The 23,137-nt window shown below is 41.5% G+C and carries 16 protein-coding genes; 5 read left to right on the top strand and 11 right to left on the bottom strand.

Features of this window, described 5'->3' with window-relative positions; all coding sequences use genetic code 11:
- Window positions 1-2: 2 nt before the first annotated feature.
- From WJR50_RS10965 to WJR50_RS10975, 3 genes are all read right to left on the bottom strand, one after another.
- On the bottom strand, window positions 3-3,410 hold the full coding sequence (locus tag WJR50_RS10965) for a HEAT repeat domain-containing protein (RefSeq protein WP_341293312.1): 3,408 nt from the start codon (window positions 3,408-3,410) through the stop codon (window positions 3-5).
- Window positions 3,411-3,595: 185 nt separating this feature from the next.
- Window positions 3,596-4,834, bottom strand: coding sequence for a lipoprotein N-acyltransferase Lnb domain-containing protein (locus tag WJR50_RS10970; RefSeq protein ID WP_341293313.1), 1,239 nt, complete (start codon window positions 4,832-4,834; stop codon window positions 3,596-3,598).
- A gap of 119 nt (window positions 4,835-4,953) precedes the next feature.
- Window positions 4,954-5,352: a GlcG/HbpS family heme-binding protein gene (locus tag WJR50_RS10975; RefSeq protein ID WP_341293314.1), complete on the bottom strand. Its 399-nt coding sequence runs from the start codon at window positions 5,350-5,352 to the stop codon at window positions 4,954-4,956.
- A 269-nt stretch (window positions 5,353-5,621) separates the two neighbouring features.
- Between WJR50_RS10975 and WJR50_RS10980 the strand changes: the two genes are divergently transcribed.
- Window positions 5,622-7,019 carry a BNR-4 repeat-containing protein gene (locus WJR50_RS10980; RefSeq protein WP_341293315.1) on the top strand — a complete coding sequence of 466 codons (1,398 nt, stop codon included), beginning with the start codon at window positions 5,622-5,624 and terminating at the stop codon, window positions 7,017-7,019.
- Window positions 7,020-7,130: 111 nt separating this feature from the next.
- Complete coding sequence (locus tag WJR50_RS10985) at window positions 7,131-7,913, top strand: arylamine N-acetyltransferase family protein (RefSeq protein ID WP_341293316.1); 783 nt, start codon at window positions 7,131-7,133, stop codon at window positions 7,911-7,913.
- A 48-nt stretch (window positions 7,914-7,961) separates the two neighbouring features.
- Here WJR50_RS10985 and WJR50_RS10990 read toward each other — a convergent pair whose 3' ends face one another.
- From WJR50_RS10990 to WJR50_RS11000, 3 genes are read right to left on the bottom strand one after another with little or no spacing between them, the layout of a single operon-like run.
- Window positions 7,962-8,651 carry a 3-keto-disaccharide hydrolase gene (locus WJR50_RS10990; RefSeq protein WP_341293317.1) on the bottom strand — a complete coding sequence of 230 codons (690 nt, stop codon included), beginning with the start codon at window positions 8,649-8,651 and terminating at the stop codon, window positions 7,962-7,964.
- Window positions 8,652-8,704: 53 nt separating this feature from the next.
- Window positions 8,705-9,205 carry an RES family NAD+ phosphorylase gene (locus tag WJR50_RS10995; protein WP_341293318.1) on the bottom strand — a complete coding sequence of 167 codons (501 nt, stop codon included), beginning with the start codon at window positions 9,203-9,205 and terminating at the stop codon, window positions 8,705-8,707.
- A complete protein-coding gene (locus WJR50_RS11000; RefSeq protein ID WP_341293319.1) occupies window positions 9,157-9,561 on the bottom strand; it encodes an Xre family toxin-antitoxin system antitoxin in 405 nt (134 codons plus the stop codon). The genes WJR50_RS10995 and WJR50_RS11000 overlap by 49 nt, the downstream gene beginning before the upstream one ends.
- Window positions 9,562-9,761: 200 nt before the next feature.
- Here WJR50_RS11000 and WJR50_RS11005 point away from each other — a divergent pair, with 200 nt between their 5' ends.
- Together WJR50_RS11005 and WJR50_RS11010 are read left to right on the top strand one after the other, a co-directional pair.
- The gene (locus tag WJR50_RS11005; protein WP_341293320.1) at window positions 9,762-13,598 is read left to right on the top strand and encodes a PVC-type heme-binding CxxCH protein; all 3,837 of its coding nucleotides are present in this window, start codon (window positions 9,762-9,764) and stop codon (window positions 13,596-13,598) included.
- A 98-nt stretch (window positions 13,599-13,696) separates the two neighbouring features.
- A complete protein-coding gene (locus WJR50_RS11010) occupies window positions 13,697-14,290 on the top strand; it encodes a 3-keto-disaccharide hydrolase (protein ID WP_341293321.1) in 594 nt (197 codons plus the stop codon).
- 64 nt (window positions 14,291-14,354) lie between these two features.
- Here WJR50_RS11010 and katE read toward each other — a convergent pair whose 3' ends face one another.
- A complete protein-coding gene (katE, locus tag WJR50_RS11015) occupies window positions 14,355-16,430 on the bottom strand; it encodes a catalase (protein ID WP_341293322.1) in 2,076 nt (691 codons plus the stop codon).
- A 389-nt stretch (window positions 16,431-16,819) separates the two neighbouring features.
- Between katE and WJR50_RS11020 the strand changes: the two genes are divergently transcribed.
- Window positions 16,820-17,455: a PQLLE family protein gene (locus WJR50_RS11020; protein ID WP_341293323.1), complete on the top strand. Its 636-nt coding sequence runs from the start codon at window positions 16,820-16,822 to the stop codon at window positions 17,453-17,455.
- Between the two features lie 26 nt (window positions 17,456-17,481).
- Here WJR50_RS11020 and WJR50_RS11025 read toward each other — a convergent pair whose 3' ends face one another.
- The 4 genes from WJR50_RS11025 to recQ all read right to left on the bottom strand — a co-directional run bounded on the left by WJR50_RS11025 (window position 17,482) and on the right by recQ (window position 23,054).
- Window positions 17,482-17,964, bottom strand: coding sequence for a gliding motility lipoprotein GldH (locus WJR50_RS11025; RefSeq protein ID WP_341293324.1), 483 nt, complete (start codon window positions 17,962-17,964; stop codon window positions 17,482-17,484).
- Between the two features lie 89 nt (window positions 17,965-18,053).
- Complete coding sequence (locus WJR50_RS11030) at window positions 18,054-19,187, bottom strand: PSP1 domain-containing protein (protein WP_341293325.1); 1,134 nt, start codon at window positions 19,185-19,187, stop codon at window positions 18,054-18,056.
- A gap of 280 nt (window positions 19,188-19,467) precedes the next feature.
- Window positions 19,468-20,763, bottom strand: a complete 1,296-nt coding sequence (gene purD, locus WJR50_RS11035; RefSeq protein ID WP_341293326.1) for a phosphoribosylamine--glycine ligase — start codon at window positions 20,761-20,763, stop codon at window positions 19,468-19,470.
- 92 nt (window positions 20,764-20,855) lie between these two features.
- On the bottom strand, window positions 20,856-23,054 hold the full coding sequence (gene recQ / locus WJR50_RS11040) for a DNA helicase RecQ (protein WP_341293327.1): 2,199 nt from the start codon (window positions 23,052-23,054) through the stop codon (window positions 20,856-20,858).
- Window positions 23,055-23,137: the final 83 nt, after the last annotated feature.

Raw genomic sequence — 23,137 nt, forward strand, 5'->3', positions numbered from 1 at the left:
AGTTAAATATTTTCTTTCACCTGTGCGGAAAGAAAAGCTACCAGATTTCTGATCTCTTTTTTGGTTAAAAAGTTTTTCATATCCGGCATGCTGGAAGGAGCAAAATTAAGATCAACTACTTGTTCTTTGACAATAACAGTATCAGGTCTGCCACCTATTTTGAGGGTAATACTCTCATCAGTCTCTCCCTGGTACACACCGCTTATAGACTTACCATTATCCATATCCAGAGTAACCGTACCATAGCCGGGCGATATACGTGCACTGGGATTGATGATAGCCTCCAGAATCTGTTGTCTGCTTAATTTACTGCCAATACCATCCAATTTAGGAGCTACATTACTGCCATAATCTTCAATGGCATGGCATTTCATGCATTGGGCAGTAGGATGGCGGTAAAGAATTCTCTGTCCCTGCTCTGGATCACCACCGTAAAGCGCACCCTGATAGGATGCTAACAATTCATCGGGAGACATATTAGCCTGTATTTCATTATACCTGTCTTGCAGATCTTCAGCGTGTGTGCTATCTATAGCTTCGGCCAGTTCCAGTTGCACACCGGGATTTAGTTCTCCACTTTCCAACTCATTGAGTAATTGTTCAAAAGTACTTTTGGTCTCCTCTACAGGCAAACTACCTAAAGTCAAAAGAGCAGCCTGTTTTTCTTCAACTGTTCTTTTGTCAATCACTTCAGAAAGTAATACTACTTTTAGATTATTAGATATGTCCATCTGCTTCATCAGGTCCAGTCCGGCTACTCTCACCATCTTTTCACTGTCAGTCAGTGCCTCTTCTATCGCCTGATCCATCTGATCGGTGTTCATGGCAGCCAGTGCCCTCAGGGCAGCTACTCTTACCTCAGGGTCAGCATCATTCTGTAAGACTGCCATCAGACGATTACTTCCGTTTTCAATGTTGAGCTTACCGATTGCCTTAGTAGCACTCAAGCGGATAGGAGTCTCTGAGCTGGCAGTAAGGTTGATCAAAGCATCACCGGCTTTCATCCTCACCTCAGCAGGATCTCTTTGAATCTCTCCTCTGTATCTTCCGGTCACTCTGTCCAGCACAGAAGGTTTGGCCCAGGTACTCAAAGCAGCCACTGCTTCTGCCCTCATCTCAGCAGGAGCAGAAGTTCTCAAAGCATAATCAATCAGGTTCTGCATGGCCTCTTCAGTACCTACCCTGAGGTTGGCATTGATCGCTCTTCTGATGAGCGCTTCATTGATGAATCTTTCTTTTTGCAGCACATCTCCCAAAGCAGGCAGGGCAGGCTCAATAGAGAAGTCATCATTGATGGCGCGGGCGGCTTCAGTGACAATAAGCTCATCCTCATCGTCCAGGAAGTTGGTGATGCCGGCATCACCCATTCTTCTCAGTGCCAGTACCGCCCCCATTCTTACCGCTCTTGAAGGATGATCGTGCAGGTCTACTACAGCTTCCACATTATTGATTCTGGCCAGTGCCAGGCTGGCAGCATGCCGGATGTAGGCATCCTCATCAGCATTGGCTTCCAGCAGGCTGATCAGAGGTTGTACTGCATCGTCATAGGCGATTCTTCCCAGGGCTTCGGCAGCAAAGAAACGGGCACGAGCATAATCATCATCCAGCAGAGGGATAAGTTCATCACCTGCTTCCTGATAACGGATATCACCCAGCCACTTGGCCGCCTGAGCTCTGATCTCGGAGTCGGAGTCCTGCAGCAGAGCAACTAAGGGTTGGGCATAGCTGAGGTCCTGCATGCGAGCCAGTTGGGCCAGTCCCCAGATGCTGTTGACTCTGGCAAGTTGGTTATCGGTTTGAGCAAGATTCTCTTCAAAGACAGCAGCCCCGTCATCACCACGCTTGGCCAGTTCAAACTGTGCTTTCTGACGTACCCTCAGATCAGGGTTTTTAAGTAATTCGCTCAGGTGATCTACAGGAAATTCAGTGAAGTTTTCAGCAAGAATTGCTTTAGTTTGCTGACGTAATTCCCATTGATTTCCATCATTATCATCAAGTTTCCAGATTCTACCGTAGTCTTTGGTATTCCAGCCATCAATCCAGTCAGCTACATACATGCTACCATCAGGACCAAAGTCAAGACCAGTGGCTAATACATTGCCTAGAATCTTTTCAGTTTCACTCAACTTAAAGGAAGCTCCTTCGGGTTGTAATTTGAAAGCATGTATTCCCGAACGGGTAGGGGTACCTGCAAACTCAGCTACAAAAAAAGTGTTTTTCCATTTGGGACTCAGCGCTGTACCTGGATTGTACAACATGCCAGTGGGGCCGTTGACATAATTCTGTATACAGGGAGTAATGTAGGCAGCCTGCCCTTCAAAGCGAGGTTTATACATTTCTTCATCCATCCAGACCTTGTATTCATTGTTATCAGGATCGCGATACTTTCCAAATTGCCAGTTGATGCGCCAACCTGTATCAGAACCATTGACCAGATAAACCAGTCTTTCGCTTTCGCCAGGATGGTCACCGTCATTGTCTACACTGATGAGATTTCCATATTCATCAAAGACAAACTCATGGGTATTGCGCAGGCCCATCGCAAACACTTCAAAATCTGAGCCATCGGGATTGGCTCTTACGATTACCCCACGGTTAGGGTACTTCCATTTATTACCATCGGGACCAACACCATTGAAACCAATATCACCAATTCCCCAATAGATTCTGCCATCGGGACCCATTTCCAGACCAGATAAATTGTGCCCCCCAAAACCTATGTGTACTCCGAAACCATGTGCTATAGAAGTTTTTTCGTCAGCTAAGCCATCTCCATCAGTATCTTCAATTTTCCACATATCAGGTGCGACACCTACAAAAAGGTCATCATCATGCGTAAGTACTGCTCCGGCAATGTCAGTAAGTTCATCTCTGAACCCTTCTACTACCAACTGTGAAAGGTCAGCTACACCGTCACCGGATACATCTTCCAGACGATAAATTTGCTCACTTTCTACAGTCATATCCCGCCAGTCATTTACACCATCACCGTTCAGATCATCCAGCCATTCATGCTGATCACTATTTTCTGCAGAGAGCGTATTGCGTAAAAATTCTCTGCGATCTTCAACCGATTGCATTCTTATGGATGCAGTTTCCCAATTAGGGTGGGCTCTGATGTCCAATTCAGTACTTTTACGACGAGTAGTTCTGGTGTAGTAGAGGCGACCCTGATCATCAATATCTATAGCGATAGGGTCAGCCACAAGAGAGTCAACTCCCCATATATTTAGAGAGATACCTTCGGCAAGCTCAGGGTTTACATCAGCCTCAATGTCTTTGGCCATTTGGGCAGTCTTTTCGGAGGGCATCTCCTTGATTCTTCTGTCAACAGGAGCTTCCTGACAATGGGTAAGAAATAAAAAGATCAAAAATAGGCTGCTGAGCTTAGTAAGGATAGGAATTTTCATGCTTTGCTTGCTTACTTGATTTAAGGAACTGGCGTTCAATTTAAAATACATTTTGCAAAACTTATAACAAATACAATTTTCAGTTGCTATTTCTTAACCACAACAAGAATATGAAAGTTTTTATTCCTCATTTTTCAATGAATTTACTTTTATTAAGAATGAAAGAATATTCTAAATTATGATTCCTAAGCCTGTACAGGAGTAGTTTTATTAGGCATAAGTTTGAGCTTAATTACTACCAAAGATCTTATAACAATGAGTATCAGGACAGGAATTAAAGAGTTGTGCAAATCCTGAGGTAGCCATGTCCAGAAAAACAGCAAAAAGCTGGAAACCAATGCAGTTAGTATAAAATAGAATTTCAATAACCTGGGAGTATTGCGGATCAGTAATAAAAATGCGGCGATGAAGTGGGTAGGCCATCCCCAGAAAATATTCCAGTTATTAGCAGCTGCTGTGTGGTTCGTAAAAAACCAGAGAAAAATAAGAAGTAAGCCGTACAAACCTAATAAAGCGAAGAAAAGGAAGTCAAATGCCAGTAGCTGATATTTTTGTTTCCATAGTTCAAAGGCTGAGCCTACAGCCAGAAGTATTAATAACAACCAAAAAACCAGATTTGGGGTAAATGCAAGACCGGTGGGGTCAACTTGTGGTTCACCCTGAAACAACGTATTTGTACTTTTAACCAGCGGGCGTGTGCTGCCATCAGGATTAGTAAGCCTTGCGCCTTCAAAAGCCAGAAAAAGAAACTCAGGTTGGTACATGTATTCAAATGGAGTGGCTTTATGATCTATATTAGCACCCAATCCTAAGTCTATCCCCAAATCACCCCAGGCATATTGATTTTTATCTTCTATATAGCGATCTATTAAGCCCCTGATGGTATAATCCAGTTCATCTGCGTAGCCGTAATCAAACTGTAGCGAATCTCCCAGGATTTCTATAAACACATCACGAGGGCGGGTAGAGCAATTGTCATAAAAATAATCGTAATAATAATCTCTGTTTTCAGGAAGGCTATTGATTTGCAAAAATTTAAAAACGGCTTGTTTCTGAGCATAACTTAAATTAAGTAGCTGTGCTTCAACCGTTCTATTGAAATATGCATACTGGTATAGAAAACGTTCAAATTCCGCCGTGCCAAGTTTATAAAGCAGATAACCTTTGGCAAAGTTGAGGTAGAAGTTTGGCTGATCAAAATCAAAAACACCGTAATTATAAGCCACATCAAAGCCTGTAACTGGGTCATGGATGCGAATAGCGGTATGACCAAAAGCTTCAAAAAGTGCCGAACCTGGAGCACAGGTAATCAGGCTAATTTCTGCTTTAGGTGTTATAGTTTGTTGTGATTGAGCTATTGTAGATATTGATAATAAGAGAGGGAATAAAACAAATAGACTTCTGTAATTTATAGTTTTATGCATACCTGCAGTTTTTTTAGATGCTGCAATTTAAAACTTAATCCAGAGGAGATATAGTATATGTATACATAAAAAAGCCTTTACTTTATTACAGTAAAGGCAAAAGTATGGTTAAGTCTTTATTACAATCCTGAAAGGCCTGCTTCAGCCACAGCATGGTCATTTTCCACAGTACTTCCTGAAACCCCTATGCCCCCGATAATTTCTCCCTGAGCATTTTTGATAGGTAAACCACCAGGGAAGGTTATAAGTCCACCATTGGAGTGTTCAATATTATAAAGCGATCCTCCAGGTTGAGAAAGTCCTCCAATATCTCCGGTAGGCATGTCAAAAAACCTTGCAGTCTTTGCTTTTTTTATGGCAATGTCTACTGAGCCCAGCCATGCGCCATCCATACGGGCAAAAGCTACCAGATTGGCTCCTCCATCCACTACTGCTATATTCATTTTTAGCTTCATTTCTTCAGATTTCTTTTTTGCGGCAGCTACGAGTGCCTGTGCTTTTTCTAGTGAAATGTTCATGTGATTAAACTATTTAATTGTAAAAAGTAAGTGATAAATTTAAGCTTTCGGACTGTATGGTGGTTTAGTTAAAAAAATATGATAATTAACAGTCTTCTATCAAACTATGATGCTCTTTTAATTAGAACAATGGAATGCAGTGAAGTTTGTTTCATAAAAAATGCTTAAGCTTAATAGATTAAACAATACAACTGACCTTTTCTAGTAGTATGAAAGTAACAACTCACATCAAACCTCCAAATTTCTATTCTTTAAGCAAGCTCTATATTTTGATCATTTTTTTAATTGGGTGTTCTGGGGCGTCTAAAAATGATGAGGAAACCATAGCACAGACCGATAGTTTAGAAATATCCAAAATGGATGGTTACAAAGGCATATGGTTTACGCTAAATCAGTTTTATGAGTACGGGGACAAATATTCCGGAGGGCTGGGAACTTACACCGCCAAGCATATTCCGCTTTCAGTCTATGCTCCTAAAGTAGACAAAACCTTTTTTGTATACGGAGGAACTACTGCCGAAAAAGATCGCTACTTATTGTGTATGATTGGTAGTTATGATCACTCTACGGGTATGGTTTCCAAGCCCACAATTGTACATGACAAGGGTGGAGTGGACGATCCGCATGATAATCCCAGCCTATCTATTGATGAAGAAGGTTATCTCTGGGTGTTTGTCAGTGGAAGAGGTACCAGCCGGCCTGGTTTTAAGTACAAAAGTACCGCTCCCTATAGCATAGGTGGCTTTGAGCAGGTTTCCGAGGAAGAGATGACCTATCCTCAACCCTGGTATATACCCGGTAAAGGATTTTTGCATCTATTTACTAAATACAGTGGCGTAAGAGAGCTATACTATGAAAGTAGTCCTGATGGAGTAAACTGGACAGACGACCGTAAACTTTCCGGCATCAGAGAAGGAGAGGATGAAAAAGGTGGACACTACCAGATGAGCAACAGGCTGGGGCATAAGGTAGTTACTTTTTTTAACTGGCACCCCAACGGCAATGTAGATAAGCGTACTAATCTATACTATTTACAAACCACTGATTTGGGCGAAACCTGGACAACAGTAGATGGTAATGAGGTGCAACTTCCGTTGTCAGAACTGGAGAATGCTGCACGTGTTAGAGATTATTATAGCCAAGAAAAAAATGTATATCTGAAAGATGTGAATTTTGATGGTGAAGGTAATCCTGTAGGTCTCTATATTACCAGTGGTGGGCATGAACCTGGGCCTTCCAATGATCCCCGTGAATGGCATGTGGTTCATTGGACTGGCAGTACGTGGGAAGATTATGTACTGGGTATTTCCGATCATAATTATGACATGGGAAGTATTTTTATCAATGATAGAGATTGGTCGGTCGTGGCTCCCACAGAGAATAGTCCGCAACTTTACGGTGGCGGTGGAGAAGTGGTCATCTGGAAAAGCAATGACCAAGGAAAAAGCTGGACTAAAGCTAACCAAGTAACAGAAGATAGTGAAAGAAACCATAATTATGTACGCAGAGTAGTAAATTGTAAAGATCCTTTTCTTTACTTCTGGGCAGATGGTAACCCTGATACTTTAAGCATCTCCAAGATGTATTTTGGCGACAGCCAGGGGAATTACTGGCAATTGCCTTATGAAATGGAAAGTGATGAGGCCAAACCTCTGGAAATGAATTAGTACCATTTAGACGAAACTTCTTTTAACAGAACGGATTTAAATAAAAAAATTGAATCATTAACTGCAAGATTCATTTTCAAACAGAGACTAATTTTTTGATTTGTTACACACATGAAAAATTTATCCCAGTATCTTCAGCGAATAGGTTTTCAGACTAAAGGAAGTTTGAGCGTTGATACTCTGAATCAACTACACAGGGCACATGTATCTCAAATTCCTTTTGAAAATCTGGATATACACTATCACCAGTGGATTAGCTTGGATACTGACAAGTTTTATGCTAAAATCGTAGATCGTAAGCGCGGTGGATTTTGCTATGAGTTAAACGGTCTCTTCCTTGAGGCCTTAAAAAATTTAGGCTTTGAGGCTTATTTTATTGCCTGTAGTGTTTACGTTCAGCCATTGCAGAAATTTGGGCCTTACTTCGCGCATGTGGCTATTGTGGTTGAACATAAGAACGAGCAATGGTTGGTTGATGTAGGCTTTGGAAGCAGTTTTCCTGAGCCATTGAAGATAGAATTTGATAAATCCCAAAAGCAGGATGGAGTCATTTACAGCATGCGGAAAATCAATGATACTGAAATTTCCCTTGATCGCTCATTTGATGATGGCGACACATTTATTCCCATGTACAAATTTACTTTGCATCCAAGGACACTTTCAGACTTTCAGGAGATGTGTGAGTTTCATCAGACCTCTGATCAGTCTCCTTTATTTCAGAAAAAACTGTGTTCAATTGCCACAGCAAATGGAAGGATTACGCTTACACCAAACCACCTGATCATAACAGAAAATGAAAAGCGTACTGAAGTTGAGGTAAAAGATGAAGAGGATTTTCAACAGAAACTTGATACGTACTTTGGTTTTCAGATGAGTGCTCAAAAACAAGATTAATTCGCAGAAAGACTGTCTTTCTACCGATCAATGATCCGTTTAAGAAATTTACTTGCTTAACACTGAAATAGGGGTTAAAGCCACTTTTCTGAATTCTACTTCAACACCTTCGGCTTGCAGTGCAATCTGTCCCGAACTGGCGGTGCAGTTGTACCCATGATTGACCAGTTCACCGTTAAGCCAGACTTTTACCTCATCATTGAGGCATTCAATTCGCATGCTATTCCATTCACCCAGAGGCTTCTCAGTTCCGTCCGTAAGGTTCAGTATTCTTCTGCCTTTCCCTTCCGTAATACCCCAGTCCTTTTTAGGACCTCTGCGCTCAACCATATTGGGTACTTTGATATCTTCCACAATGCACCAGAAGTCACCTGCGTTTTCGTGCATCATTTGCACTTCAATGGATTTTGGAAACATTTCGTAAAGCGCTCTTGGGGTAGAAGCGTGTACCAAAACACCACAATTTCCCGGCTCATTGGCAAAACGGTACTCTACTTCCAGCCTGTAATCCTGGTAATTTTCATCAGTAATCAGATGACCACCGGGGGTACCTAGACTGACCAGCATGCCATTCCTTACTACGAAAGGGTTTCTGGCATCAGGATTCTCATCCATTTCAGGTACATCTACATGCCACCCGTCTAAATTCTTTCCATTGAACAGGCTTCTGGTTTGTGCCAGTGAAATCTCAAAAGTGATGGCGAACAGAAATATTAATAGAAGAGCACCCTTTTTCATAAAGCAGTGTTTAGGTTGTTGCTGATAAATTTTGTCCTGAATATAAGCGCTGTTTATCGCTGATACAATCTGTGGTCAATAAGAAAAGGTGTAGTGTCTAAAGTTTTTACATTCTTCATTCCACTATGCTGCGGGTTGATCAACATATTATTCTCTTGGGGTACAACGGCAGAGGGGACTCTAAGCATGAGTGTTTCCTGTCTTTCTAACCAACTATCCCCGATTGCTGCACACTTATTTTGAGGGGAGTAGCTTCGCCATTGTTTACTTAGATCCTGCGTGCTTAGGGTTTTGATGTCATGTGCAGGAACTTCAAGGGTAACCATCATCAGGTCTTTGAGTGGTAAAGGATTATTAACTCTGTATTCCAACACTGCCAGCGATCTATGCTCAGCCGTGTACAATAAAGGTTTACCTACCGAATTCCAACGACCCCCGAATAAAGCGGCTCCTTTTCCATCCAGTTGCTGAGCATAGGCTTGTCGTACAAGTCTGAAGACCAGCATCAGGAATAAACTCCATAAGCCGCCCTGCCCAGTACTGTATTTACCCACTGAATCCCCACCGGAGTATCCAGCAAATGGATGGGAATTTCATCATTCAATGCGCGTATAGGAGTTCGCAACCATTGTTTTGCCAAAGCATCATCACCTAACGCTTCTACTGCACTGCTGTATATTCTTGCAAGTTCAAGCAACTGTCCGGAAGCTGCCGGGGGAAGCTTATCCTCATCCTTCATTCGCTGCAGGGTACGAGGGGTGAGGTGCAGGAGCTTAGCCATTTCCTTCTGGGAAAGGTCCATAAGCTTCTGAACCTGGAGCATAGTGGATTTGGAAACCCCTTCCCGGGCCAGATGGATCAGGTCCAGTGGTTCATGATAATCATCTCCTAAAATTTGGGCTACTTGCATATGTTATGATCTTTGTCGCTTTAATATACGTAAATTTTCGTTTCATGTTATTGGTAAGGTTTAGTAAACATGCCCATGTGTCCATTCAATATATTGGAAAATAATATGGTGGCGCAATGCCATTCCGATTACTAAAGCTTTTCAAATCAGCAGTAAAAAATTATCTTGGTTATCAGCCTAAGATTTACCCGATAAACATCATGATCAAACCTATTACAACAACCTTAATCCTGGCTATGGTCTGCTTTGGCTGTAGTCAGCAATCCTCAGATTCCGGAGAGAATCAAAGTACTTCTCAGCAGCCGACGGAGCTTAGCATAGAGCAGGAAGATGAAACCATATCAGTATTTTCAGCTGAGGGTTCATCGCCTGTTTTAGTACAGAATACTAAAAAAGATTTTCGCCCTTATCTGCATCCCATCAAATCACCAGATGGAAAAAGCATGTTGACCGAATATAGCCCGGGGCATCATACACATCAGACGGGATTGTACTGGGGTTTTACCCGTGTAAATGGCCGTGACTACTTTCATCACCCGGAAGGAGACTACTGGCAAAAGGTGTCGGATAGTGTACAGGTAAGTGAAGGCGAAACAGTAAAATGGCAAACTGTATATAATTTACTGGACGAAGAAGGGGAAGCGGTAATGGAAGAGACGCAAAACTGGAGTATGCATGCTCAGGACGGTAAATACCTGCTGGATTTGGAATGGAAAGGAAAAGCGCTCAAGGATATTACAATTGGTGAATACGATTATGGTGGGCTATTTCTTCGGATGCCCTGGGCTGAAGGTATGCCTGCCGAAGTAGTAAACGCAGCCCGACAGCGCGATGAAAAAGCAGAAGGCCAACGTGCTATGTGGCTGGATGTAGGCATGCAGATAGAAGGGCGAGATGATTTTGCCCATATTGCTATTTTTGATCATCCTGAAAATGAAGGTTTTCCGCAGACCTGGCGGGTAGACGGGCAGTTTGGCGTAGGTCCTGCACGTGCTCGTATGGGAGATTGGACCATTGAAGAAGGTGAAACCGAAGTGATTCGCCATCAATTGGTGGTCTATACTGGTAAACTGAATGATTTAGAGCTTACCAATATGTGGGAAGAATACCAGGGAGGACAATCCATGTATTCAACCGCTTCGCTGTGGGAAATTGCCCAGAAAGAGGGGAGGGAGGCTAAATTTCTTATGCCCGAAGAGGCGGTAAAAAGCATGACTTTAAAAGATGGATTTAAGGCCAATGTATGGGCTTCGGAACCGATGATGTCGCAACCGATGGCTTTTTGCTGGGATGACAAAGGAAGGCTTTGGATTGCTGAAAACCTGGATTATGAGTCCCGAGGAAGTGGTTTTTCCAATTCCGGTGACAGCCGTATTCTGATTCTGGAAGATACCGATCATGATGGTAAAGCAGATAAGCGCAAGGTCTTTCTGGAAGGCATAGCTTTTCCTGCGGCTCTGGCGGTTGGTTTTGACGGACTTTTTCTGGGTGCACCCCCAAATCTGCTCTTCGTGCCCGATCGGGATGGTGATGACAAAGCGGATATGGACGACATGGAAGTACGTCTTACTGGCTGGGGGATTCGCGACCGGCATGAAACCTTAAACAGTCTCCACTGGGGACCAGATGGCTGGCTCTATGGGTTGCAGGGTTTTGCCACGCCTTCCAAAGTAAGAAAGCCTCAAGGAAAAGGGCGCTTATATAAACACAATGACCCCTTTCCTGAAGACCTGATGGAAGGAGAAGGGACGGATATCAACGGAGGGGTGTGGAGGTACCATCCTACCAAAGACCGTTTTGAAGTGGTGGCCCATGGATTCAGTAATCCCTGGGGTATAGACTATGATGCTAAAGGACAGCTATTCATCAGCGCCTGTGTGATTCCGCATATGTGGCATGTCATTCCTGGAGGAATTTACCATCGTCAGGGAGGACAGCATTTTAATCCTTTTGTATACAACGACATCAAAACGATTGCCGATCATCGCCACCGCTCAGCGCATGGTGGGGCCAGAATATATCAGTCGGATGCTTTTCCGGAAGAACATCAGGGCAGAATTTTTATGGCTAATATCCATGAGCATGCTGTTCTTTCCGATGTGCTGGAAAGGAAAGGATCGGGCTTCACTGCGCATCATGGAGATGATTTCTTGATGGCCAACAATGCCCAGTGGGTGGGTTTTAGTATGGAAGTAGGGCCGGAAGGAGCACTGTATGTACTGGATTGGCATGATGCTGATATTTGTGGACAGGAGGTGCTCAACAGCGAGACAGGACGGATTTTCAGGATTACGCCAGAAAGCTCAAAAGCTGAAGCATGGGAGGGAAGGTATGAGGATTTATCAAAAATGACGGATGCAGAACTGGTGAATCTACAGACGAGCAAAAGTAACTGGCATGCAAGAAGGGCGAGAGTGATTCTGCAAAACAGAGCCAGTAAAAGTGAACTGAATGAGAACACCCATACACAGCTTCGCCAACTTTTTCTAAAAAGTCCTAATTCAGATCACCGCCTCCGAGCCATGTGGGGATTACATGTCACCGGAGGTTTCAATGATGATCAGCTTATTGATGCGCTGAATGACAAGGATGAATATGTTCGCGCCTGGGCTATACAATTACTTTGCGAGGACAAGGGCCCTTCTGTAAAAGCTTTGGATAAGTTCAGATTAATGGCAGTGGAAGACCCATCACCTGTGGTAAGGCTCTATCTGGCATCGGCAATGCAAAGAATGAAACTAGAAGACCGCTGGGAAATTGCTGAAGCATTGATGCAGCATAGAGAAGATTCTGAAGACCATAATTTGCCAAAAATGATCTGGTACGCTACTGAGCCACTGGTTGAGCAGAATCCTGAACTTGCTCTGGAAATGGCCGGTAAAAGTAAAATTCCGATGCTGTCGCAACACCTGGCAAGAAGAGCAGTAGATGCCGATGCCATTGATCAACTGATCGTGAAAATTGGAAAGTTTAATACCACAAAAGCCAGCCTATTGGAAGGAATGCGAGATGGGTTGGAAGGTCGCACTGATCTGTCTACTCCAATAAAATGGAAATCTGTCTATGCTGATTTGCAAGCATCTACAGATCAAGAGGTAAAGCAACTGGCATTAGAAATAGCCCAGCTGTTTGGTGATACCGAAGCCGCACAACAATACCTGGCTACTATTAAAGACAATAATTCTCCGATTGAGCAAAGGCGTAAGGCTTTAAATAGTCTGGCAAGTAAGCAGAGAGAAGAATTAATCAATGTACTGCCATCGCTGCTGAATGATAAAAATTTAAGAACAGAAGCTATACGAGCTATTGCAGAGTATGATCATGAGCCGCTGGGAAAATTACTGCTCAATCAGTATGATGATTATGAAAAGGCTAACCAATTGGAGGCAGTGCAAACTTTGGCTTCTCGTCCGGCTTATGGCTGGATGCTGACGCAGGCACTCAAACAGCAAAGTATACCTAAGTCTGATGTGCCTGCTTACGTAGCCCGACAACTACGCAGGGTAGTAGGCAGCGGTTTTGTAGAAGTATGGGGACCCATTGATGATTTAAATACCAATCAGAATGAAGCCTATGCACATTATCAGGCTTTGCTTACGGATCAGGCTTTGGTTAATGCTAATCCGACTAATGGGCGTGTGTTATTTCAGCGCACCTGTGGACCTTGCCATAAAATGTATGGAGAGGGTGGAAATATTGGTCCGGACATCACTGGCTCAAATCGTACTAACCTTGATTACCTGCTCAGCAACGTACTTAATCCCAGCGGTGAGATTCAGGATGACTACAAAATGGTGGTAGTGACCACACGAGATGGACGAACCTACACCGGAAATGTTGCTGCTGAAAATGAACGTCAGCTTACGCTTAGAGTAGTAGGACAGGAGGGAGTGCAAATCAATAAGTCGGAGATACAATCTCGAGAAACCACAGCAAGTTCTATGATGCCACCCGGTTTGTTTGAAACTTTGACTGATGAAGAAGTAATTGATCTGATAGCTTATTTACAAAGCAGTGAGCAGGTAAATTTGCCATAGTAGTTATTGCAATTACCTTAAGTGTGTAATGCAAAAAAGGATAATTTTCTGTAAACTGCCTCATAATGGAAACAATTAATAAAACTAAACACAACAACATGAAAACGAAATTGCTTGGGGTATTTATGCTCAGTATTATTTTAGCGATGGTCCCTGCCAAGGAACCTAAAATGAAGAAAATTTTTAATGGTAAAAATCTGAAAGGCTGGGTAATTCCTGAAAATAATATTTGGTGGAGTGCAACGGATGGCATACTAACCGCTAAAAGTGGCCCTGATAAAAAAGGTTCTATTCTATGGACGAAAAAGGAATATGGTAACTTTATCGTGCAGGCTGATTTTAAAATGGGAGGTGGCACGGTTGATTCAGGGATTTTCCTTCGCTCAGAAGATCAGCAAATTCAGATCGGTGAATCTGGTTCTTTAAAAAGAGATATGACGGCCTCTCCTTATATCCCTGGTAAAGGTTATCCGGTTGAAGCTGAAGGAATCAAAGAATTGCTGAAAATGGATGACTGGAATACCATGAAGGTGAGAGCAGAAGGTAATAAGTACACTGTCTGGTTGAATGGTGAGGAAGTGATGAACTATACTTCTGAAAATGTTCCTGAAAAGGGGCAAATAGGATTACAATTGCACCCCAATAGAGAAATGGATATAGAATTTCGCAATATTATGGTTGCTGAATTGTAAACGGAAATAAGATCACAGAATAAAAATTGAGCATGGGCGTTTTACTGCCCATGCTTTTTTTTGATTACACTGCATTCACCTTACTTTCTCTGTCCCAATACCTGATTTTCCGGCAGGCCATAATAAAGTCTTTGGAAGCATCAGTATCATCCAGATTAATACATCCTTCATCCAGGCTTTCTGCTATGCCTGCTTTTTTCAACAAAGGCATCGCAACTGAAGTATAACCGATGAATTTCATATGTGCAAAAGCATCCGCTACAAAATCTCTGGCGGTAGACTCATGCTGAAGCGTTTTAACTCCTTCATCGGAAAGCAATATGACAACTGCATCATAGAGTACAGATGGCCCCCCGTCTATCTTTTGTTTAGCTTCAATCCAACTGCCGTCGCTCGCTTCAACACCACCAACCATTGGCGCTACAACCTCAATCATAGCCCCTTCTTCATCCGCTGCTTTTTTGATTGTGTTAAAAGTATTGATATCAGCTCCGTCGCTAAGAAAAACTCCTATTTTGCGCCCTTTGAAGCTCTTGGGAGTATTTTTTAAAATACTCAGTGCGGATGATTCTTTTAAATCCATCTTGGTAGGCTTGGCAGCTTCAGCGGGTTTTGGCATTTCTTTGAGGCGTAAACCTTTTGCCACTTTTTCTGCCAGGCTATGATCAATATTCAGCAAGTGAGCTACCAGACGTGTTCTTATTTCCAGTTTTTCTACTTTACTAAGTTCAAATACCAAAGCATCGGCAATATGGTTTTGCTCAATAGGTGTTTGGCTGATATAAAATTGTCTTGCCTGGCTGTAATGATCAGCAAAACTTTCTGGTCTTACCCTCTCTTTAACGCCGCTTTCATGGCTGGGATAGGAATGAAAACCTTTTTCAGGAGATTCACGTGGCCCACCTTCAACTCCCCAGGAGTTAGGCTCGTAATTGGCTCTTCCCTTAGGATTTGTCATTGCCATGTGTCCATCCTGCTGAAAATTCATGAATGGACATTTGGGAGCATTGATAGGGATATGGGTAAAGTTTGGTCCTCCCAAACGCTTCAGTTGGGTATCCAGGTAGGAGAAATTACGTCCCTGTAGCAATGGATCATTGGTAAAGTCTACTCCGGGAACGATATTTTGGGTACAGAATGCCACCTGCTCAGTTTCTGCAAAGAAATTGTCCACCACACGGTCAAGCACCAGACGCCCTACCGGACGAACAGGCACCTCCTCTTCGGGAATAATTTTGGTAGCATCCAAAACATCAAAATCAAATTTGTCCGCAAAGTCTTCGTCAAATAACTGCATGCCTAGCTCCCACTCAGGATAATCTCCACTTTGAATGGCATCCCAAAGGTCACGACGATGGAAGTCAGGGTCGGCTCCATTGATTTTGACAGCTTCATTCCACACTACAGATTGAAGCCCCTGCTTGGGTTTCCAGTGAAACTTAACAAAAGTAGATTTGCCTTCTGCATTCACAAGTCGGAATGTATGAACCCCAAAACCTTCCATAAATCTGAAGGAGCGAGGGATAGCCCTGTCCGACATGGTCCACATGATCATATGCATGCTTTCCGGCATTAAAGAAATAAAGTCCCAGAAATTATCATGAGCAGTTTGTGCCTGGGGAAAGCCACGATCCGGCTCAGGCTTAGCTGAATGGATAAGATCGGGAAATTTGATAGCATCCTGTATAAAGAATACAGGGATGTTGTTACCCACAATATCCCAGTTGCCTTCTTGCGTATAAAGCTTTACTGCAAATCCCCTTACATCTCTCGCCAGGTCAAAAGAACCCTTGTTACCTGCTACTGTAGAAAAGCGCACGAAAGCTGGTGTTTTTTCTCCCTTTCGCTGGAAAAGATCAGCTTTGGTATACTCAGAAAGCGTATCATATGTTTCAAAAAAACCATGCGCACCAAAGCCGCGTGCATGTACTACCCGTTCCGGGATACGTTCGTGGTCAAAATGAAACATTTTTTCACGAAAGTGAAAGTCTTCAAGTGCTGTAGGGCCTCTACGGCCAACTTTTAATGAATTTTGATCATCTGAAACCGGGATTCCCTGTTGAGTGGTAAGAATATGATCTTTTTTGTTTGAGGTTTGATGGATTTCTCCACCATTACCTACTTCTTTTTCTTCAGACATGTGCTAGAAAATTAAAAAGTGATGAATTAATTGTTAAAAAAATAAATGCATATAAGCATAAATCACTCTTAAAATTAATGCTAAAGTATCAGGATAAAAAAGGCTTGATGTGATTTTTTGATAGTTATAATTATTTATTCAACTGATAATATTTCAATAAAATACTAGTCATTAATTACTAATTGAATTCGTCTTTTCTTTATAGAAATGATAGAACAGGGATTAGTAGTCAGTGGTTGTATGTTATAATTTCTGATACCTCCAGCATCATAAGAAGTATTCAATCTATTCATTTACATAATTTCAAACACATGTGCTTTTGCTCTGGCTTTGTATGAATTGACTTTAATGAATGAAAGTACATTTGGGGACTAGAAAAAAATAATTTTATGAAGCATCCCCTGGTATATATTCTTGCCTCCTCTCGCATAGCAATAGAGACAGCAATGAAGAAAAAAGCAATTCTTTCTAAACTAGAAAAAGTAGGATATGACCTGCCTAAATTAAAAGAAGGAAAAGCATTGAATGAAAAGGCAACCATTATGCAAATGCTTAGCAAGGATGAGGAAGCAACAGATGAAGGTTTTAGCAAAAGAGATTTGAGGGATCATAATAATACAGAAAAGTGCTTCACCAGGCACTTGCAGCTTGCCCGTCTGACATTTCATGGAAATGAGGAAATGAATAATCTACTGGGGCTTACAGAATTGAATGAGTTGAGCGCATCTTGGTTGGACAGGGCAGATCAATTTTACAGTTTGTTATCGGAGAAAGAGATTTCAATTTACGGAATAAGTAAGGAGGAAATCACTCAAGCCAGGGCTGAAGTGCATGCCTTACTTGAAGATAGGAGCAAGGAATTGACATTTGAGGAAGAAGCTCAGACCCATCATTCGCACAAGAAAAAAACCTTTGACGAACTGGAAAAATGGATGCATTTGTACCGTGATGCTGCCATTACAGCTTTGAAAGATCATCCTCAGTTATTGGAGGATTTAGGCTTCAATAAAACAGTGTCACAATAAGTAAGGAAAGAATCAGCTTTAAACTTTTATTCCGCCCTTTCTATTCGCACACCCACTGATAATAAATCTTCTAAAGTATCCGTGCGCATGTATTGCTCAAGCCTTATCTGATAAACTCCTGCGCTATCAAACTCATATTCAGGTAATGCCATAATCTGATGAGAAAAAATATCACCGCTACCACTACCATAGGGTTTCCCAGTTTTAGGATCAAAAAGAAGCATGTTGTGGAGGTCAGTGGATATGGTTCTCCCTAAAGTATCCTCAAGATAGTAAGTAAGATATAAGTTACGGAAAGGATAGCTAATGGTGTTTCTTACATTCCAATAGATATTGTAAGAATCATTGGGTTCAGCAATTTCAAAACGAAATGTAGGAATAGTATCTATGAGCCATTTCTTGTCTGCAAAATTGTAATTCTCTTCGTATACACGATTGTTGTCACAAGCAGTAAAACTCAAAATAGCTGCAAAAAGAAAAATGATGATTTGTGGTTTGTTGGCTTTCAAGAGTGAAATTTCTTTGAGACTAAAGATGAATCAAAACTAAAAAATAAAATGCATCCTAACAGGCTATCTGTTAAGATGCGTAAGTTTTTTTAATCATTTTTTTTGTTTCTCTTCTTCCTTCGGCCCGACTTTTTCTTTTTGCGTTTCTTCTTTTGATACTTTTTATCCATTTTGACCAAATCGTTATTCAGAATATCCTGTTCGCTTTGGGTAGAAACAGCGTTATCCTGCAAGGTGTCAGGAGAGATATTTTTCCTGTTCAGTTCTAATATTTCTTTGACGCGGTTTACCTTCAGCGGTATCCAGGAATTTTCTTTTTCATAGCTAAACCACATGATTTTCCTGAAAATATCTGTTTTCTGTAGCGTAGCAGGGCCTGTTTTAGTTTGTAGGGGTGCATCTAACTCCGGAATATCTTCCAGTGCGGTCATATAAGTTTCAAGCTCATAATTAAGACAGCATTTTAGCCTACCACATTGTCCGGAAAGCTTGCTTGGATTCAGTGATAAATTCTGATAACGTGCTGCAGAAGTAGACACACTCTTGAAATCGCTTAACCAGGTTGAACAACAAAGCTCACGGCCGCATGAGCCAATTCCTCCTAATCGTCCGGCTTCCTGTCTGAGACTGATCTGCCTCATTTCCACTCGTATTTTAAACTCACCGGCCAGGACTTTAATTAGTTCTCGGAAGTCTACCCGGCTATCTGCTGAATAGTAGAAGGTTGCTTTGTTGTTATCAGCCTGATACTCCACATCGGAGAGTTTCATGGAAAGCTTAAGCTCTTCAATGATTTTGCGGGTACGGTAAAGCGTAGGCATCTCGCGGTTGATTACTTTTTGAAATGCCTCCATATCTTTATCATTGGCTACTCTGTAAACTTTTCGTATGTCATCATTATTGGCAATTTTCTTTTTCTGCATCTGTAACCTCACCAGTTCACCTTGCAAAGAAACATAGCCAATGTGATGACCATTGGGAACGTCTACCACCACCGGATCTCCGGTTACCAGTTCTAAATCATCAGTATTTCTAAAAAACTCTTTTCTTCCTCCTTTAAATTTTACTTCAATGATATCAAATGTGTTGTTTCCCGGAAGGTCCATATTTGACAGCCAGTCAAACACATTCATTTTATTACAGGCTCCGGTTCCGCATCCACCGTTGTTTTGACAACCGCCGACACTTGTACCGTTACCTGAGCTACAAGTACTGCATCCCATAATTTAATCTATATATTTATCAGAAGTAGCTAGCATCCTTATGATACTACCCATTTCCTAGCTTGTGAAAATATTTAAGCTTTATTGATTCAATCTTTTTCTAAACCTGAGTTTTTCTCATCAGTAAGCTTAAATAGAATAGCGAAGATATTAAGTAAAAATTACATTACAATCAAATTAAGATAAGCTGGAATACCAATAAAAATAAAATGCCTGAGCGATTTATGACTCAGGCAGGCTGGATATCAGTTAATCAAAAAGGGTAATTCTTTCTAAAGTGTTAAAGCTTCAGCAAATCTTGCCCTATGTCTTTTCTGTAATACAAGCCATCCCATTGAATTTTTTGAATGGCATTATAACTATTGTTCAACGCTTCACGAATAGAGGAGCCCTTTCCGGTTACTGCCAATACTCTACCTCCATTGGTTAGCACTTTTTCCCCATCAGACAAGGTACCGGCATGAAAAACCTGGGCCTCGGAAGCACTTTGGACACCAGCAATTTCTTTTCCTTTTACATAAGATCCAGGGTAGCCTTCTGCTACCATTACTACAGTGGTTGCAACATCTTTAGAAATTGTAAGTTTAGCAACTCCTAGTTTTTGATTTGCAGTGGCAAGTAGTAAAGGGAGAAAGTCATCCTCAATGCGCGGAATAACCACCTGAGTTTCCGGGTCACCCATTCGTACATTGTACTCTATGACGTATGGATCACCATTTACATTCATTAATCCTATAAAGATAAACCCTCGGTAATCAATATTCTGCTTTTGAAGTCCCTTTATGGTAGGCTGAACAATACGTTCCTCTACTTTTTTAAGAAAATTCTCATCCGCAAAAGGAACCGGGCTTACTGCTCCCATTCCACCAGTGTTGGGACCCGTATCATTTTCACCTATCCTTTTGTAGTCTTTTGCTTCAGGCAGCAAAAGGTAGTCCTGTCCATCACTTAATACGAATACTGAAAGCTCTATCCCATTTAAAAAATCTTCTATTACTACCTTTTCACTGGCAGAACCAAACTTTTCATGCAAGAGCATTTCTTTCAAAGTAGCTTTTGCCTCGTCATAAGCATGGCTGATAATAACTCCTTTACCGGCAGCTAAACCGTCTGCTTTGAGCACAATGGGTAATGATCTGGTTTCAATGAAATCCAGACCTTCATCAATAGTTTCTTTGGTAAAAGTACGGGAGGCAGCGGTAGGTATTTGATTATTTTGCATGAAATCTTTGGCAAAGTCTTTACTACCTTCCAAAGCTGCGCCATCTTTTCCCGGTCCCACAATCGCTAAATCTTTAAAATCATCCTGCTCTTTCAAGTAATCGGTGATTCCTGCCACTAATGGCGCTTCGGGTCCCACCACCAAAAGCTCAATGTTATGTTCAGCGATAAATTCAGCGATCTTTTTTTTGCCCTGCTCATCAAAAGTCTTTCCAAGTTCAGGGACATTAGTAGCAATTTGTAAAGTCCCGGCATTACCAGGAGCCACAAAAAGTTGATCACATTCAGGACTTTGGCTGATTTTCCAGGCTAGTGCATGCTCACGACCTCCGGAGCCAAGAATCAGTACGTTCATAAAAAAAGATGGTTAGGAGTTGCAATTAGCCCGTAAAGCTAAGAAAAAAGCACTGCAACCCGCAACCATCTTTTAAAAGTAAACTGAAAATATCAGTTGGCGTATTCAGACATAAATTTCACCCGCATCAGCCTCAATTCTTCTTCTGAATAATCACTTCCAAATTCCTCTAAAGCCAACTCAATGCTATCAGAATCTACACTTAGAAAATAATCATATAGCTCATCCTGCTGGTCTTCGTCAAGTATCTGATCTATGTAATAATCCAAGTTAAGCTTTGTACCCGAGTTACAGATTAGCTCAATTTCATCCATCAGTTCATCCATGGAAATAGAACGAGATTCAGCTATTTCTTCCAAATCTACCTTTTTATCTATCTGCTGAATGATGAAGATTTTATTTTTGGACTTATTTACTGCGGATTTGATGACTACATCAGCAGCAGTGACTATATCATTTTCTTCTACATACTTGCTGATTACCTCAATAAATGGTCCGCCAAATTTCATGACTTTACCCATTCCGACTCCATTGATAGCAGCAAGCTCATCTTTGGAGGTAGGGTAGGTAGTCGCCATTTCTTCCAGAGAAGGCTCCTGAAAAACTACATAGGGAGGCACATTCTTTTTCTTGCTGACATCTTTACGCAGTTTCTTCAAAATGTCGTACAAGTTCTGATCGTAGGATTTAGCATTGTGCTGTGCTCCTGCGCTGCCATTGGAAGAAGTTTCAAACTCTTCTTCTTCCCCTAAGTCCTCGTATACATGATCTTTGGACAAGGTGATTGCATGAGGATTAAGAATAAATTCTCTCCCTTTGTCAGTGAGTTTTAGTGAACCAATATTTTCAATATCCTTTTCCAGATATTCAAAAAGTAAGGTTTGTCTCACCACAGAATTCCAAAAGAAATTATCCTGTTCTTTGCCTTTGCCGTATACTGAAAGCTGGTTGTGATCATAACTCAACACATACTGGTTTTCTGAACCACGAATTACATCTACCAAATGCTGTATACCAAATCTTTCACCCGTCATCTGAACTGTCTGGAGTACAGTTTCTACATAAGCCTGAGCCTCATATTGCTCTTTGGGCTTAATACAATTGTCGCAGAAACCGCAATCTTTCTCTAGATTTTCACCAAAATAATGCAGTAACTGACGCTTTCTACATACGGATGACTCTGAATAAGCGATCATCTCATGTAAAAGCATGCGGGCATTGTCACGCTCGGTTACGGGTTTGTCCTTGTTAAATTTTTCAAGCTTGAGAATATCATTGTAGCTGTAAAACATCAAACAGTTACCTTCCAGACCATCTCGTCCTGAACGTCCTGTTTCCTGATAGTAACCTTCCAGTGATTTAGGAACATTGTAGTGGATTACAAATCTTACGTCGGGTTTATCAATACCCATTCCAAAGGCAATCGTAGCGACAATAACATCAATATCTTCATTAAGAAACGCGTCCTGGTTACGCATACGAACTGAAGGGTCAAGTCCGGCATGGTATGGAGCAGCATTGATGTCATTTACTCTCAGGAATTCGGCTATCTCTTCAACTTTTTTCCGGCTCAGGCAATAGATAATTCCTGACTTGCCTTTATGTTGTTTGATGAATTGTACCAGCTGCTTTTTTGCCTGCTTTTTAGGTCTTACTTCATAATATAAATTTTCCCGATTGAAGGATGATTTAAATAAATCGGCATCCTCCATTTGGAGATTCTTCTGAATATCAAGCTGGACTTTAGGAGTAGCAGTGGCGGTAAGCGCGATTACGGGTACGTTCTCGCCCAACTGACCAATAATAGCTTTTATTCTTCTGTACTCAGGCCGGAAATCATGGCCCCACTCTGAAATACAGTGTGCTTCATCTACTGCTACAAAAGTAATATTAGCTTCCTGAAGAAACTTAATATTTTCTTCTTTGGTCAAAGATTCCGGAGCAACATACAGAAGCTTAACTTCGCCACTCAAAGTTTCTCTTTTTACCCTGCTTATTTCAGTTTTGTTGAGGGTAGAATTCAAAAATTGGGCGTTAATATTGAGAGCATTAAGTTGATCAACCTGATTCTTCATTAAAGCGATGAGAGGGGAAATTACGATCGCAGTTCCGTCTTGGATGATGGCCGGTAATTGGTAGCAGAGCGATTTACCGGCTCCGGTAGGCATGATTACAAAAGTATTTTTTCTATTTAGTATATTTCTTATAATTAACTCCTGATTACCTCTAAACTGGCTATATCCAAAATACTTTTTTAGATATCCTTTGAGGTTAGTTTGCTGTTCCACCATTATCTAATCAATGTTATTTTATTTCTTCCACAAATGCAATTTATTGAATTTCGCGAAAAACGTTTATGAAGTTAGCGAAAAAA

It is taken from the genome of Catalinimonas locisalis (genome assembly GCF_038039535.1).
In the GTDB taxonomy this organism is placed as follows: Bacteria; Bacteroidota; Bacteroidia; order Cytophagales; family Cyclobacteriaceae; genus Catalinimonas.

What these genes read in the sequence shown, in the direction of transcription:
- WJR50_RS10965 (WP_341293312.1), bottom strand. Translation starts at nt 3,410, where the DNA reads ATGAAAATTCCTATCCTTACTAAGCTCAGCAGCCTATTTTTGATCTTT.
- WJR50_RS10970 (WP_341293313.1), bottom strand. Translation starts at nt 4,834, where the DNA reads ATGCATAAAACTATAAATTACAGAAGTCTATTTGTTTTATTCCCTCTC.
- WJR50_RS10975 (WP_341293314.1), bottom strand. Translation starts at nt 5,352, where the DNA reads ATGAACATTTCACTAGAAAAAGCACAGGCACTCGTAGCTGCCGCAAAA.
- WJR50_RS10985 (WP_341293316.1), top strand. Translation starts at nt 7,131, where the DNA reads ATGAAAAATTTATCCCAGTATCTTCAGCGAATAGGTTTTCAGACTAAA.
- WJR50_RS10990 (WP_341293317.1), bottom strand. Translation starts at nt 8,651, where the DNA reads ATGAAAAAGGGTGCTCTTCTATTAATATTTCTGTTCGCCATCACTTTT.
- WJR50_RS11000 (WP_341293319.1), bottom strand. Translation starts at nt 9,561, where the DNA reads ATGCAAGTAGCCCAAATTTTAGGAGATGATTATCATGAACCACTGGAC.
- WJR50_RS11005 (WP_341293320.1), top strand. Translation starts at nt 9,762, where the DNA reads ATGATCAAACCTATTACAACAACCTTAATCCTGGCTATGGTCTGCTTT.
- WJR50_RS11010 (WP_341293321.1), top strand. Translation starts at nt 13,697, where the DNA reads ATGAAAACGAAATTGCTTGGGGTATTTATGCTCAGTATTATTTTAGCG.
- katE (WP_341293322.1), bottom strand. Translation starts at nt 16,430, where the DNA reads ATGTCTGAAGAAAAAGAAGTAGGTAATGGTGGAGAAATCCATCAAACC.
- WJR50_RS11020 (WP_341293323.1), top strand. Translation starts at nt 16,820, where the DNA reads ATGAAGCATCCCCTGGTATATATTCTTGCCTCCTCTCGCATAGCAATA.
- WJR50_RS11030 (WP_341293325.1), bottom strand. Translation starts at nt 19,187, where the DNA reads ATGGGATGCAGTACTTGTAGCTCAGGTAACGGTACAAGTGTCGGCGGT.
- purD (WP_341293326.1), bottom strand. Translation starts at nt 20,763, where the DNA reads ATGAACGTACTGATTCTTGGCTCCGGAGGTCGTGAGCATGCACTAGCC.
- recQ (WP_341293327.1), bottom strand. Translation starts at nt 23,054, where the DNA reads ATGGTGGAACAGCAAACTAACCTCAAAGGATATCTAAAAAAGTATTTT.